This window comes from Pyrobaculum neutrophilum V24Sta (assembly GCF_000019805.1).
Classification (GTDB): Archaea; Thermoproteota; Thermoprotei; order Thermoproteales; family Thermoproteaceae; genus Pyrobaculum; species Pyrobaculum neutrophilum.
In genome coordinates, this window is record NC_010525.1 from 788,336 (window position 1) to 800,843 (window position 12,508).

Genomic DNA, 12,508 nt, shown 5'->3' on the forward strand with positions numbered 1-12,508 from the left:
GAGAGGTGGGTCTAGACCTGTTGGACTTTCTACGTAGGAGATACAGGGGCGACGCCTACAAGGCAGCTCTTGTGGGCACCTACGTAGGGGGGAGGTATGTCGACCCGCCGCCTCTCCAGGCCAACGCCTACCTCCTCATGGTGCCGCTGGCCTTGTCGCTGGTGCCGCTCCTCCTCTCGAAGAACGCGGCGCTCCAGTGGGCGGCGGGGGTGGCCATAATAGTTGGGGCCTACCTAGCCCTCTACCTCTACCTGAGGAGGAGCTGCTTTATCCCAGACGAGGTGAGGGTGGTGAGGACGAACTACGGAGACGTGGACTACCTGAGGAGGAACAAGCTAGCAATTCTGGAGGACCCCTCCGCCCTGCCTGGAGACTACGAGGTCTACCACGCCCCGGCGGGGGTCTGCGTGGCTAGAGATAGGAGGGCAAACGCCTTCACGTTGGACGGCCCCGGAGGGCCCGTCATATTCTTCACCACCGGCCTATACGCTAGGCTAGAGCCCGAGGAGCTACAGGCGGTTCTGGAACACGAGCGGGGCCACATACGGTATAGACACACCCACAAGCTCCTCGCCTTCCTCATCGCCGAGTACACCCTCAGAGTGCCGCTGGTCCACCTGGTGTATACGAAATACACGGTGGCGTTGCTCGCCGCGCATATGGTGGGCGCGGCGCTCCTCTTCACAGCCCTCCTCCACGCCTTTGAGTTCGAGGCGGATAGATACGCCGCGGCGAAACACAGAGAGCGCCTCGCCTCCGCGCTGGTTAAGCTGGACTGGAACGGGATCGTGGACTCCGTGGCGAACCCCATCGCCGCTAGGCTGTCGTTGCTGGCCCGCTCCCACCCCCTCACCATCGACAGGCTGAAGAGGCTCAATGCGCTTCCTCACTAGCCTAGCCAGGGCAGTAGAACAGCTGGAGAGGGTCGCCCAGAAGTACGACGACGAGGAGCTTAGGGCCCTAGCCGCAGACCTCTACAAGCAGCTTACCGTGGTGGTGAACCTCCTGGAGAAGATATACCTCATATACACCGAGCTGGATATGTTGGTGAAGACCGACCTCAAGCTGGAGCCTGGTCTATACATAGACGCCCCCCAGCAGCCGGAGAAACTCGCCGACTTCATAGAAAGAGCCCGCAGGGAGGGGCACGACCCGAATAAGGCGGTGGCGTATCTACTCGGCGCGGGGGTTGCGCAGCTGGAGGTGAGAGACGGAGAGCTGTATATTAGGAGGAAGTAGGGCTCTCAGCGCTATTAACCACGATCACACATCACCCAGCCTGGTCTCGTCACCTCGGCAGGAGGCCAGCAGCTCTATATATTTCTTTAGCACCCCGCCCACGTCGACGTCTGTCCTAAACCTCCTTCTGAACTCCCCCCCTACCACGGCCGCGCGACCTCCGCTCAACGTGATCTCCACGGTGGAGGTAGGCGATACGTAGGGTCTGTACCTCACCGCCTCCTCCACCACCTCGAGGGGGCCCGTGTAGGTGTAGTACCTAGACTTGAGGGCCCTCCCCACCCTATCCATCAACTTGGCGAGTAGCCAAGCCGCCCTCTTTAAATCCCCATCTTCAAACCTGCACTCGACGCCCCGCGCCACGGCCGCTATGTAGGCCGTCTTGGCGTAGAGGTGCACCGCGAGAGCTCTATCGCCCAGGGTAACAGTAACAGCTCTTACCCCAGGGCTCGCCGTTATAGACAGGAGGATGTTAGACAAGCTCAAGGGGCGTAATGGCGTCTGGGCATCTGTACTGTAGCTTCCTCGCGCAGACGTCGCAGAAGACGTAGTTCATCTTCTTGCAGACGTACCTATCCTCGAAGGCGTACAGCCTTCTGCCGCATCTAGAGCACCTCCCCACCACCAACGTCTTCGGCGGGTAGACCATGGCGGCGAAAGTTTAAACTAGGTTTTAAAACTTTCGCATGCTTATCGGGGTGGTGCACCTACTCCCCGCAGACGAACCCGCCTACCTAGACCACGCGGTAAGAAACGCGAGAAGGCTGGAGGAGGCCGGGGTAGACGCCGTGATAGTGGAGAACTTCTACGACGCCCCCTTTAAGCCGGAGGCGGATTTCAAGACGGCGGTGGCCGTCGCCATCGCGGCGAGGGAGGTGGCGCGCGCCCTATCTATCCCCATAGGCGTCAACCTGCTCAGGAACGCCTGCCGCAAGGCGGCCGTCATCGCGAAATACGCGGGGGGCCGCTTCATCCGATGCAACGCCTACACCGACGTGGTGCTCTCCGAATCCGGCATACTCCTGCCGCAGGCCCCCTACTTGAGAGGGGTTAAGGTGCTCGCGGACGTCCACGTCAAACACGGGCTGACGCTCTACCCCCCAACGCTGGCGGAGGCGGTGGAGACGGCCTCCACAAGGGCGAGGCCCGACGCCATAGTTATAACGGGCAGAAAAACCGGGGAGCCGCCCGACCCGGTGGAGATAGCCACCGCCAGAGCCTACACGGACCTCCCCGTGTTGGCCGGAAGCGGGATATGCTTCAACACCCTACACCTCCTGAAGATAGTGGACGGCGCCATCGTCGGGACGTGTTTCAAGGAGGGGAGGGAGGTGGACTTCGACAAAGCCTCTAGGCTTGTCCGCGAGGCTAAAGCCGCGTTGAGCCCCAGGAGGCGGCTATCCCTGGTGTCCTAGCCGCCCTACGGCAGAATTTCGCCGTCTTTCACGTCTTGTTCAACCTCCCTGTTGGGCCCCACGGCGGCTCCCCGCCCCACGTACACCTCGTCTTTTACATATACGCCGTCTGCCACCACCGCCTCCACCAGGCGCGTCCACCGGCCCAACACCGCCCCCTCCCCCACGATCGACCGGTGTATGTAGGCCCCCGCCTCGGCCACAACGCCGTCCATCAACACGCTTTCCCTCACCCTTACGTGGGGCCCCAGCTTCGCCCCCGCGCCCACCACAGCGTAGGGCCCGAGGACGCTGCCGGCGCCCACCGTGGCGCCCTCGCCGATGTAGACAGGCGGGATTATCTTCGCCCCCGGCACCTCGGGGCTACAGACATCGCAGCGGTCCAACGCGGCGAAGTTGGCCTTCAGGTAGTCGGCATGTGTTCCGATGTCGAACCAAAGCCCTCTGTGGACGTAGCCGTAGATGTCGAACTTCTCCATCAGCCTCGGGATTATGTGCTTGGCGATCTTGACCTCCCCCGAGTTGAGCTCGGGGAACTCCCTGACGGCCTCCGGCTCGAAGATGTAGAAGCCGGCGTTGGCCAAGTTGCTCCCCACCGGCTCCCTGGGCTTTTCCACGAACCTCCTGATGCGGCCCCCCTCGTCTAAAACGGCGATGCCGAACCTGCCCACCTCCTCCTGCGGCACCTCGATGAGGGCTATGGTGACCGCCGCACCGGCTCTCCTGTGGAACTCCCACAGCCTCTTCACCGAAAGGTCTGTGAAGACGTCGCCGTTGGCCACCACTATGGGCCCCCTCACGCCCAGGCTCCTAACCGCGTTTATAACGGCGCCGCCGTCGCCCAACGGCCTATCCTCCTCCACAACCCTCACCCTCTGGCCCCACCTGGCGTTTATGTGGCTTCTGATGACGTAGGAAAGGTACCTCGCCGACACCACGGGCTCCGCTACCTCGGCCACCTTCTCGATCACCCAGTCTAAGACGGGCTTGCCTAAGATGGGGAAGAGGGGCTTGGGCTTGGTGTAGCTGAGGGGCCTCAGCCTCGTGGCGAAGCCCCCCGCCAGTATGATCCCGCACTCTGCCATGGAGCACCTACAGCAGCTTTATAAATTCGTAGGCCACGACCTCCGCCTCGCCCACGTCCACCTCCCTCCTCTCCACCACGTTCCCGCCCTCCCCAGCGATGAAGAAAGCCCTTCTGCTCCTCGGCGAGGAGGCGTTTAGGTAGAACTTGGCAACGACGTATCTGTTCCCCCTGCTTACAAACACCTCGTAGGGCATAAGCCCCAGCCTACATGTGCAGTTTAGGCTCAGCTCCCCAGCCCTCTGGAGAACCCCAGCCGTGGCCCAGATCCTCTTGGCGAGCTCCACGTCGGACGGCACGGCGTTTATGTGGAGCAGGGAGCCTGCTCTGGAGGCGCCCACCACCACGGTGGCGCCCGACGCCGATAGGTAGACCGGCTTGTTCCAAACCTGCTCCCAAGCGCCGAACTCCCTGGCCTTGACGTTGCTCACCGCCACCGCCCTCTGGGGCAACGGCCTAAGGCCGCCGTAGTCGAGGACGTAGGCCGGCCTCCTCAGAGCCACCGCCTTCACTATGGTGGTGGCGAAGGAGGTGAAGGCCACGTGCCCAGCGAGGAAATCGCCGTCTGCCCTCGGCTCAACCGAGTCCACATCTACGCCGACGTGCTCCTCCACCCTTCTACCGCTCTCCACCTCAAGATACACCGCCCTCCCCGAGGACACCCCCACCACCACTGTACAAGGCGTGTTGAAGCTGGCCACGTCTAAAAACACAGGGTATTAATTTACATGTTCAGAGCCGCCACGGCCGCGGCGGTGCACGCCAACGCCGTCGTGAAGGCTACGCGGCGTCGAGAGACACATGTCGGCGGCGTCGGCCTTGCAACAGTCGCGCGCTGTCTGCCGGAGTCACACGCCGCTGTGGACGCCGCTCGCGTCGTTAGACCGCGGGCAAACCGCCTTCAACCCACATCCCCAAGAAGAGACGTCTACGGCATCCACGCTCCCTACGTTGGCCACGGCGTCGACGTAAGGCAAGCGCGTCGAGGTGTCTGAAGGCGGCAGACGCCTACTCAGCTAATCCCCCTAGGCGCAGGGCCGAGAGAACGCGTTGGCGGACCTCCTGTTAATTTACACGTTGCCTTGATATATTTGGATGCGGCTTCCTCCGTGGATATGAGGGTGGTGGCGAGGCTGGTGGCATCCAAGATAGGCGAGGAGCCCACCGACCTAGATAAGGTGTTGGAGTCGCTTGGCGTAGATCTGCCCTGGATAGACAAGATAATGCTGGTGCAGAACATGGAGGGCGTGGAGGCCGTATACCACGCCGTTTCGGGGAAGATCCTGGTGAGGAGGGTAAACGCCGCTAGGGCGTAATCTATATTTACCGCGGATATAGGCCGTGGATTTCAATGTCGTATACGCGCCGTGGAGGCTGAGGTATATACAGAACGTGGGAAAGGGCGAGTGCTTCCTCTGCAAGGCTGCTGGAGAAAGGGAGAGAGACGACGAAAACCTCGTGCCCGCCAGGGGGAAGCACGTCTTCGCCATATTGAACAAGTTCCCCTACACCTGGGGCCACGTCATGGTGTCCCCCTACAGACACGTGTCGCAGTTTGAGGAGCTGACCGCCGAGGAGTGGGCCGAGATGGTGGACATGGCCAGGAGGCTAATGGAGGCGCTTAAGAAGACCGTCGGGGCCGGGAGGTTCATAGTGGGGCTTAACATCGGCCGAGCCGCGGGGGCGGGTCTAGAGGGCCACCTCCACCTCCACATAATCCCAGATAGGGAGGTGGAGCCGGGCGTCGATCTACCCCAGGCGCTTGTGAAGCTCACTAGGGAGCTACGGGAGGCCCTATGATCAAGCGGATCTGCCTCGAGAGCTTCCGCGCCGTCGACAAGAGATGCGTAGAGCTGGGGCGCTACACGCTGCTCTACGGCCCCCCCAACTCGGGAAAGACCACGTTTATCGAGGCGGCGGCTTTGTTGATCCAGAGCAGGGGGGAGCAGTGGCTGGCGCTGGAGGGCCCGCTTCTGATTATCCACGAGCCCGAGGACATCCACCGCGGCGGCGACTTGGAGAAGCCCTTCGCGGTGGAGCTCGCGGTGGAGCTGGAGGGGGGCGAGGTGGTCTACGGCTATAGGTACTCAACCGCGGCCAACTACGTGGAGCAGTGGGTGGGGAGAGGCGGCGTGCTCCTCGCCAAGATGGCGAAGAGGGGGGAGAGGGGCGTCCTCCTCCACCCCGTCGAGGCGGAGCTCTGCACGGCGCCCTACGCCGTGATGAACGAAGACGTGTTGATCACGTGCAGCGCGGTGGAGGACGAGCGCCTCCGCGCGGCCGAGAGAGCTCTGCTGGACCTCAGGATCGGGCTTAAGGACAAGTTCTACCTCATCAGCGGAAGGAGGCTGGCCGCGTGGAAGTACACCTACGAGACACACGTCGACCTAATGCCGGCCACCAGCGTGGGGCCCGAGGGCCAGTTCACCCCCCACCACCTCTCCCGAATCTTAACCCAGTCCTCCTACGAGAGAGCTAGGGAGGAGCTCTACAGATACCTCCACGTGGCCGACGTGGAGGACGTACGCGTTGGGCTTGTGAAAAGCGGTAGGATAGCGATGTATGTGAAAAGGGGCGGCCTGTGGACAAACGTCTACAACGCCGGGAGCTACACCAAGGCGGTGCTCCCCATACTCCTCCAGCTTATCCTGGCAAACGAGGGGTCGTCCCTCTTCGTAGACGACGCCGATTTAGCCGTGCCTAGAGATAAGGCGGAGCTCCTCCTCGCCTCGGCCCTCGAGATCGCGGAGAGGAGGAGGCTCCAGCTCGTCGCGGCCGCCAGAGACTCCGCCTTCGCCGAGGCCGCCAGGCGGCTTGGGGTAGAGACGGCGGCTTTATGAAGCTGGTGTTGGACACGTCGGCGCTTATCTACATAGTCGAGCGGAGGGTAGACGTAGGCCAGCTCCTGGAACACGAGGTGTACATACCCACCGCCGTTAGGGAGGAGCTGGCTCTTCTCGCGGCGAGGAATAGAAAGGCTAGAGCCGCGCTGGAGCTGCTCCCCCTCCTAAGGCCGAAGATCGTGGAGAGGGGGGGCCCCGCCGACAGAGCCGTCCTCGACGCGGCGAAGGAGCTAGGCGCGGTGTTGGTGACAGGCGATAGGGCGTTGGCGGAGAGGGCGAGGGGGGAGGGGGTCCCCGTGGCTAAGTTCCACAAGGGCCAGTTGGCCGTTGTCTAAAAGTATATAAACGGCTGTATGCCATAGGCCGTGCCCTTTAGAGTGGTGGAGGCCGAGGACTACGTCAGGATACCCCCCGCCGACTTCGGCAAGCCTCTGGAGGACATAGCTTTGCAGCAGCTGAAGGCGAGGTACGAGGGGAGGGTCCTTAGGGAGGTGGGCTACGTCGTTGCGGTGCTCACGGCGAAGGTCAGCAGAGAGGGGAAGATAGTGTTCGGCGACGGGGGGACCTACCACAAGGCCCTCTTCACTATGCTGGCCTACATGCCCCTAGACGGCGAGATAGTGGAGGGGGTGGTGGAAAACGTCAGAGAGATGGGCATGTTGGTGAGGATCGGGCCGGTGCTCGGCTTCATAAACAAGATACACGTCATGGACGAGCCGAATATACTCTTCGACGCGAGCACCAAGAGCTACATCGGGGAGAGGACCAAGAGGAGGGTGGGGGTGGGGGACGTGGTGAGGGCCCGCATCACCGGCGTCAGCTTCACAACGCCGAGGGAGGGGACCGACCTCCTACTCCGCGTCACATTGACAATGCGTATGCCGGGCCTCGGCAAGCTCGAGTGGGTTAAGGAGAAGAAGCCGGCGGCGAAGAAGGCATGAGCGCCAGGAGGAGAACCCTCCCGGGGTACAAGGCCTGTAGGCAGTGCAAGCTGGTGGTCCCCGAAGACGCGAAGCAGTGCCCCAACTGCGGCTCCGAGGAGTTCGTGGGCAGATGGAGGGGCATGATAGCGGTGATAGAGCCCGCCAAGTCCTGCATAGCCAAGAGGCTCGGCATCGAGAAGCCGGGCATCTACGCCTTGGAGCTGGTGGAGGAGTAGCAACGCAGCGCCCTCTCCGCTATCGAGAAGACGTACCTCCTGTAGAGCTCCAGCTCCTTAAGCAGCAGGTCGAAGTCCACGGGCTCGGCGGGTAGATCCTCGCCGAGTATCTCCCTAGCCACAGCCCTCAGAGAACCCCTGCTGATTCTGTCGTATATCTCCAGGAGCCGCCTCAGCCTAGATTCGAAGACGTAGAAGCTGTTCAACATCTCGACGGCCTCCCGCTGAGAGATGCAGCAACCCCCCTCGAAGGCCTTCACCAACGTCTCGACGGCCTCCGCGGCGGTCGCCCCTACGGCCCTCCGGAATGATCTGCTCCCGAGCTTCTCCCTGAGGATGTCCACAGCCTCGCCCAACTCCACGGGGGACGAAACGCCACCCCATTAAAAAGATATAAATCTACAACAGAGTTGGGGGGTGCTGTCGGCGAAGATACTGCAGAGCTCGGGCTTCCACAGGAAGCAGTGCCCCCTCTGTAAATCCTACTTCTGGACGAGGAGGGCTGACCAGATCTACTGCGGAGATCAGCCCTGCGTCCCATACGGCTTCATTGGAAACCCGCCCGCCAGGGCCTCCGTCGAGTCTCTGGCCGATCTACGGGAGAGGTTCCTGAGGTTCTTCGAGAGAAACAGCCACGTGAGGATAAGGCGGTACCCCGTGGTGGCGAGGTGGCGCGACGACGTATACCTCGTGGGAGCCTCCATCTACGACTTCCAGCCCTGGGTCACCAGCGGTGCCGTCCCCCCGCCCGCCAACCCCCTCGCCATCTCCCAGCCCTCGATAAGGCTAACCGACGTGGATAAGGTGGGCCGTAGCGGGCGCCATCTGACGGGCTTCGAGATGATGGCGCACCACGCCTTCAACTACCCCGACAAATACGTCTACTGGATAGACGAGACCACCCAGTACGCCTACGAGTTCTTCACCAGGGAGCTGGGGATACCCCCCGACGAGATAACCTTCAAGGAGTCGATGTGGGAGGGGGGAGGCAACGCGGGGGAGTGCTTCGAGGTGTTGATCAGGGGGCTGGAGGTGGCCACCCTGGTCTTCATGCACTACGAGGTTAAAGACGGGCGCTACGTCGAGCTCCCCCTCAAGATCGTAGACACGGGCTACGGCCTCGAGAGGATCTACTGGCTACTGAAGGGCACGCCCACGGTCTACGACGCCGTCTTCGGCCCCTACTTGGCGAAGGCGCGGCAGAGGCTGGGCGTCCCCGAGCCGCCTGCGGAGGTGATGGGCAAGGCGTCGGTGTACTTCGGCCAGATGGACCCAGAGGTCATAGGCCTAGAGAAGGCCTACGACATCATCGCGGAGAAGATAGGCGTAGACCCCAAGTGGCTTAGGGAGGTGGTGAGGCCGCAGGAGGCGCTCTACGTCCTGGCGGACCACAGCCGGACCGTCTCCTGGATGATCGCAGACGGGGTTATCCCCTCCAACACAGGCGCCGGCTATCTGGCGAGGTTGCTGATACGGCGTATACTCAAAAACCTAAGGCTGGCGGGCGTAGACGCGCCCCTCGTGGAGCTCTTCGACATGCACCTGGCGGAGCTCAAGAGGGAGTACCCAGAGGTGTGGGAGGCCAGAGGCCTAATCCTGGAGCTCGTGGATATGGAGGAGAGGAGGTACAGGGAGGTCCTCAAGTCCGCCCCCGCGGCTGTGAAGAAGGCCCTGGAGGAGGCCAGGCGCCGCGGCCGCGCCGGGCTGGACGCAGACGACCTCGTCGCGCTTTACGACAGCCAGGGCATACCGCCTGAGGTGGCGGCCGAGGTGGCCAAGTCGCTGGGGACCGAGGTGAAGGTGCCCGACGACTTCTACGCCAAGCTCGCGGCGAGGCACGTCAAGAGGGAGAAGAAGCCGGAGTCCTCGCCGGTGGAGATGGGCAAGGTGGCCGACCTCCCCAGGACGCGGGAGCTCTTCTACGAGGACTCCTACATGAGGAGCTTCAAAGCCAGGGTGCTCCGTGTCATAGACGGGAGATACGTGGTTCTGGACCAGACGGCGTTTTACCCAGAAGGCGGCGGCCAACCGGCCGACAGAGGCGTCTTGAAGTTCCAAGGCGGCGAGGCCAAGGTAGTCGACGTGCAGAGGGTGGGCCACGTCGTTGTACACGTGGTGGAGGGGCAGCCGCCCCCCGAGGGGGCCGAGGTAGTCGGCGAGGTGGACTGGGAGAGGCGGTACAGCTTGATGAAGATGCATACGGGGACGCACGTCTTGATACAGAGCATTAGGAGGGTCCTCGGCTCCCACATATGGCAGGCGGGGGCGCAGAAGGACATACCCTCAAGCCGCATAGACGTGACCCACCACAGGTTGCCCACGGCTGAGGAGGTGGCGCGCATCGAGGAGCTCGCCAACAGGGCGGTGCAGGCGGACCTCCCCGTCTACGCCAAGATAATGCCGAGGAACGAGGCCGAGGCGAAATACGGCTTTGTCCTCTACCAAGGCGGCGTTGTGCCGGCGAGGGAGATCAGGGTGTTGCAGATAGGCCCCGACGAACAGCCGTACGACGTCCAGGCCTGCGGAGGGACGCACCTGAGGTCCACGGGGGAGATCGGCCTAATCAAGATACAGAAGGTGGAGCGCATCGCAGACGGCGTTGTGCGGTTCGTGTTTACGACGGGCATGCACGCCCTGGCCTACGTCCAGGAGCTGGAGAGGAGGGCCGCGGAGGCCGCCTCCATAGCCGGCGGTTCCCGGGACGAGCTGGTGGAGGCCGTGAGGAGGCTAGCCCAGAGGGCCGAGGAGGCGGACAGGAGGGCGAGGCGCTACGCCGAGCTCTACGCCGCGGCTCTGGCGGAAAACCTAAAGGCCGAGCAGGTGGGGCGGCACAGGTTGGCTGTGGTGGAGCTAGACGACGAGGAGCTGGCCAGGAAGATAGCGCTGGCGGCCACCAGCCGCGACAGAGACCTAGTCTTGGTCTTCGTCGGCGGGGGGCGCGCCACGGTGTACACAGGCGGCGTGGACGTAGCCCCCATCGTCAAAGCGCTGAGGGAGGTGGGCTTCCGGGGAGGCGGCTCCAAGACCTTCGCCCAGGGGCAGTACAAAGGCGACATACAGACTTTAAAGGAGGCCATAAGGAGGGCTTTGGCATGATACCCACAAACCCCCGGGAGCTGGAGAAGTTGCTGAAGCGGATGGGGATAAAGGTGGAGGAGGTAGACGTTGCGTATGTGGAGCTTAGGCTGAAAAACGGCGAGGTGGTCAGGATAAACAACCCCACGGTTGCTCTGATGAAGATGCCCAACAAGGTGTTGCTCTACCAGATACAGACCTCGGAGGCGGCGGTGGAGCGGGTCCAGCAACAACAGCAGCAGCCCCAGCAGGGCGGCTACCAGCCCAGCGAAGACGACATAGCCCTGGTGATGGAGCAGACCGGGGCGACCCGGGAGGAGGCCGTAAACGCGCTGGTGGAGGCGAAGGGCGATCTGGTGCAGGCCGCGATGAAGATCCTCTCGAAGAAACGGGGAGGGTAAGTTTATATTACACACCCATCTATGTGGCATGCCGGTTAGACCAGCGCGTTGCTACAAAAGGATAAAGGGGCCGCCCTACACGAGGGAGGAGTACATCCACGGAGCGCCCATGATCCAGATACCGAAATTCGACATGGGGACCACAAGCGCCGCCGCCAGGGCGGCCTTCCCCCTCGTGGCTAAGCTGGTGGTCCAGGAGAGGGGGCAGATCAGGATGCAGGCCCTCGAGGCCGCTAGACAGATGGCGTATAAATACCTCTCGAAGTACGTCGGCGACGCCAACTACTACCTCAGGCTAGAGGCGGTTCCCCACCACGTGCTGAGGGAAAACAGGATGTTGGCCATGGCCGGCGCGGACCGTCTACAGGAGGGGATGAGGCTCGCCTTCGGCTCCCCCGCGGGCAGAGCCGCGAGGGTCGAGGCCGGGCAGGTGATCTTCTACGCCGAGTTTAAACCCGAGCACGTAGCCCACATGAAGGAGGCGCTTAGGCGCGCGTCTACCAAGCTGCCGCTTCCAACACGTATAGTCATTGAGGCAAAGGGCGATGGAGGCGGTAAAGCAGCTACACAGGGATAGGATAGAGGCCGCGCTACATCTGCTCGAGCGGGTTCTCTCCGGCGCCGTCACATCCCGCTCGGCCCTAGTGGCTGAGCTACAGGAGCTGTACAGCCGGAGGGGGCTGGAGCCCTTCCGGGGCCTCTCCAGGGAGGGGGTGTACGACAAGGAGGTGGCCACGGTCTACCTGGTGGGGGTCTACGGAGCTGGCGTTATCGCGCCGGGGGACTTCGACAACGTGTTCTACATAGAGAACAAGTCGATGGAGGCGGTGGAGCTCATCAGATCCATAGCCGAGGTGGTGGCGCCGGAGCAGAGGGACGCCTTGAGGGGCAAGACGGAGGAGATCAAGGGCAAGTCCGTGGAGGACAGGGTGTTTAGGGTGCTCCGCCTCGTCTTCACCGGCGCCGTGTTGGGCTACTACCCCGAGATGTTCCTCGTGAAGGCCCTCAGGACCTACGAGGCGGTGTACCCCGAGCTCTCGGAGCGGTTGGTCAACTACGCGGCGTTCTACAGCGCGTACAAGATTGCGGAGGACATAGCGGCGGGCAGGATAAGGACCCCCGAGGACCTCAAGATACAGAAGTACAGCTACTGCCTGAAGCTGGGGTTCCAGAAGTGCAAGCCCTCGGACAAGCTAATCGCCGAGGTGGCCTCAGCCATCTACAGGGTAAACAAGTCGGTCTTAGCCAAGCTCTTCGCAAAAGGCGCTCTGCCGAAGCTGGAGTAGAGGTTT

At 62.5% G+C, this 12,508-nt stretch carries 18 protein-coding genes; 13 read left to right on the top strand and 5 right to left on the bottom strand.

Features of this window, described 5'->3' with window-relative positions:
- The first annotated feature begins 5 nt into the window (after window positions 1–5).
- Window positions 6–893 (top strand): M48 family metallopeptidase, encoded by an 888-nt coding sequence (locus tag TNEU_RS04445; RefSeq protein WP_012350242.1) that lies wholly within the window; start codon window positions 6–8, stop codon window positions 891–893.
- Window positions 877–1,239: a hypothetical protein gene (locus tag TNEU_RS04450; protein WP_012350243.1), complete on the top strand. Its 363-nt coding sequence runs from the start codon at window positions 877–879 to the stop codon at window positions 1,237–1,239. The genes TNEU_RS04445 and TNEU_RS04450 overlap by 17 nt, the downstream gene beginning before the upstream one ends.
- Before the next feature lie 24 nt (window positions 1,240–1,263).
- Here the strand turns inward: TNEU_RS04450 and TNEU_RS04455 are convergent, their stop codons facing one another.
- Window positions 1,264–1,719 (bottom strand): hypothetical protein, encoded by a 456-nt coding sequence (locus tag TNEU_RS04455; protein ID WP_148682344.1) that lies wholly within the window; start codon window positions 1,717–1,719, stop codon window positions 1,264–1,266.
- Window positions 1,712–1,888 (bottom strand): hypothetical protein, encoded by a 177-nt coding sequence (locus TNEU_RS10245; RefSeq protein WP_012350245.1) that lies wholly within the window; start codon window positions 1,886–1,888, stop codon window positions 1,712–1,714. The genes TNEU_RS04455 and TNEU_RS10245 overlap by 8 nt, the downstream gene beginning before the upstream one ends.
- A gap of 37 nt (window positions 1,889–1,925) precedes the next feature.
- On the opposite strand from TNEU_RS10245, the gene TNEU_RS04460 reads away from it, so the two are divergent.
- Window positions 1,926–2,654: a BtpA/SgcQ family protein gene (locus TNEU_RS04460; protein ID WP_012350246.1), complete on the top strand. Its 729-nt coding sequence runs from the start codon at window positions 1,926–1,928 to the stop codon at window positions 2,652–2,654.
- 5 nt (window positions 2,655–2,659) lie between these two features.
- Here the strand turns inward: TNEU_RS04460 and TNEU_RS04465 are convergent, their stop codons facing one another.
- Both TNEU_RS04465 and TNEU_RS04470 read right to left on the bottom strand, forming a co-directional pair.
- Window positions 2,660–3,739, bottom strand: coding sequence for a nucleotidyltransferase family protein (locus tag TNEU_RS04465; protein ID WP_012350247.1), 1,080 nt, complete (start codon window positions 3,737–3,739; stop codon window positions 2,660–2,662).
- A 7-nt stretch (window positions 3,740–3,746) separates the two neighbouring features.
- Window positions 3,747–4,439, bottom strand: coding sequence for a hypothetical protein (locus tag TNEU_RS04470; RefSeq protein WP_148682345.1), 693 nt, complete (start codon window positions 4,437–4,439; stop codon window positions 3,747–3,749).
- A 414-nt stretch (window positions 4,440–4,853) separates the two neighbouring features.
- On the opposite strand from TNEU_RS04470, the gene TNEU_RS04475 reads away from it, so the two are divergent.
- Genes TNEU_RS04475 through spt4 form a run of 6 tightly spaced genes read left to right on the top strand, consistent with a single transcriptional unit; the run spans window position 4,854 to window position 7,740 of the window.
- Window positions 4,854–5,054, top strand: a complete 201-nt coding sequence (locus TNEU_RS04475; RefSeq protein ID WP_012350250.1) for a hypothetical protein — start codon at window positions 4,854–4,856, stop codon at window positions 5,052–5,054.
- A 25-nt stretch (window positions 5,055–5,079) separates the two neighbouring features.
- Window positions 5,080–5,538 carry an HIT family protein gene (locus TNEU_RS04480; RefSeq protein WP_012350251.1) on the top strand — a complete coding sequence of 153 codons (459 nt, stop codon included), beginning with the start codon at window positions 5,080–5,082 and terminating at the stop codon, window positions 5,536–5,538.
- A complete protein-coding gene (locus TNEU_RS04485) occupies window positions 5,535–6,578 on the top strand; it encodes an ATP-binding protein (protein ID WP_012350252.1) in 1,044 nt (347 codons plus the stop codon). The genes TNEU_RS04480 and TNEU_RS04485 overlap by 4 nt, the downstream gene beginning before the upstream one ends.
- Window positions 6,575–6,916: a PIN domain-containing protein gene (locus tag TNEU_RS04490; protein WP_012350253.1), complete on the top strand. Its 342-nt coding sequence runs from the start codon at window positions 6,575–6,577 to the stop codon at window positions 6,914–6,916. The genes TNEU_RS04485 and TNEU_RS04490 overlap by 4 nt, the downstream gene beginning before the upstream one ends.
- A gap of 30 nt (window positions 6,917–6,946) precedes the next feature.
- On the top strand, window positions 6,947–7,522 hold the full coding sequence (locus tag TNEU_RS04495) for a DNA-directed RNA polymerase (RefSeq protein WP_012350254.1): 576 nt from the start codon (window positions 6,947–6,949) through the stop codon (window positions 7,520–7,522).
- Window positions 7,519–7,740, top strand: coding sequence for a transcription elongation factor subunit Spt4 (gene spt4 / locus TNEU_RS04500; protein ID WP_012350255.1), 222 nt, complete (start codon window positions 7,519–7,521; stop codon window positions 7,738–7,740). The genes TNEU_RS04495 and spt4 overlap by 4 nt, the downstream gene beginning before the upstream one ends.
- Here spt4 and TNEU_RS04505 read toward each other — a convergent pair.
- Window positions 7,713–8,102 (bottom strand): hypothetical protein, encoded by a 390-nt coding sequence (locus tag TNEU_RS04505; protein WP_012350256.1) that lies wholly within the window; start codon window positions 8,100–8,102, stop codon window positions 7,713–7,715. The two genes, spt4 and TNEU_RS04505, sit on opposite strands and share 28 nt — an antisense overlap.
- Window positions 8,103–8,157: 55 nt before the next feature.
- On the opposite strand from TNEU_RS04505, the gene alaS reads away from it, so the two are divergent.
- Genes alaS through TNEU_RS04525 form a run of 4 tightly spaced genes read left to right on the top strand, consistent with a single transcriptional unit; the run spans window position 8,158 to window position 12,502 of the window.
- Window positions 8,158–10,836: an alanine--tRNA ligase gene (gene alaS / locus TNEU_RS04510; protein ID WP_012350257.1), complete on the top strand. Its 2,679-nt coding sequence runs from the start codon at window positions 8,158–8,160 to the stop codon at window positions 10,834–10,836.
- Window positions 10,833–11,216 (top strand): nascent polypeptide-associated complex protein, encoded by a 384-nt coding sequence (locus TNEU_RS04515; protein WP_012350258.1) that lies wholly within the window; start codon window positions 10,833–10,835, stop codon window positions 11,214–11,216. The genes alaS and TNEU_RS04515 overlap by 4 nt, the downstream gene beginning before the upstream one ends.
- A gap of 28 nt (window positions 11,217–11,244) precedes the next feature.
- The gene (locus TNEU_RS04520) at window positions 11,245–11,793 is read left to right on the top strand and encodes a 50S ribosomal protein L16 (RefSeq protein WP_012350259.1); all 549 of its coding nucleotides are present in this window, start codon (window positions 11,245–11,247) and stop codon (window positions 11,791–11,793) included.
- A complete protein-coding gene (locus tag TNEU_RS04525; protein WP_012350260.1) occupies window positions 11,762–12,502 on the top strand; it encodes a DUF2192 domain-containing protein in 741 nt (246 codons plus the stop codon). Before TNEU_RS04520 ends, TNEU_RS04525 begins: the two co-directional genes overlap by 32 nt.
- Window positions 12,503–12,508: the final 6 nt, after the last annotated feature.

What these genes read in the sequence shown, in the direction of transcription:
- TNEU_RS04475 (WP_012350250.1), top strand. Translation starts at nt 4,854, where the DNA reads ATGAGGGTGGTGGCGAGGCTGGTGGCATCCAAGATAGGCGAGGAGCCC.
- TNEU_RS10245 (WP_012350245.1), bottom strand. Translation starts at nt 1,888, where the DNA reads ATGGTCTACCCGCCGAAGACGTTGGTGGTGGGGAGGTGCTCTAGATGC.
- TNEU_RS04515 (WP_012350258.1), top strand. Translation starts at nt 10,833, where the DNA reads ATGATACCCACAAACCCCCGGGAGCTGGAGAAGTTGCTGAAGCGGATG.
- TNEU_RS04525 (WP_012350260.1), top strand. Translation starts at nt 11,762, where the DNA reads ATGGAGGCGGTAAAGCAGCTACACAGGGATAGGATAGAGGCCGCGCTA.
- spt4 (WP_012350255.1), top strand. Translation starts at nt 7,519, where the DNA reads ATGAGCGCCAGGAGGAGAACCCTCCCGGGGTACAAGGCCTGTAGGCAG.
- TNEU_RS04460 (WP_012350246.1), top strand. Translation starts at nt 1,926, where the DNA reads ATGCTTATCGGGGTGGTGCACCTACTCCCCGCAGACGAACCCGCCTAC.
- TNEU_RS04485 (WP_012350252.1), top strand. Translation starts at nt 5,535, where the DNA reads ATGATCAAGCGGATCTGCCTCGAGAGCTTCCGCGCCGTCGACAAGAGA.
- TNEU_RS04465 (WP_012350247.1), bottom strand. Translation starts at nt 3,739, where the DNA reads ATGGCAGAGTGCGGGATCATACTGGCGGGGGGCTTCGCCACGAGGCTG.
- TNEU_RS04450 (WP_012350243.1), top strand. Translation starts at nt 877, where the DNA reads ATGCGCTTCCTCACTAGCCTAGCCAGGGCAGTAGAACAGCTGGAGAGG.
- TNEU_RS04520 (WP_012350259.1), top strand. Translation starts at nt 11,245, where the DNA reads ATGCCGGTTAGACCAGCGCGTTGCTACAAAAGGATAAAGGGGCCGCCC.
- TNEU_RS04490 (WP_012350253.1), top strand. Translation starts at nt 6,575, where the DNA reads ATGAAGCTGGTGTTGGACACGTCGGCGCTTATCTACATAGTCGAGCGG.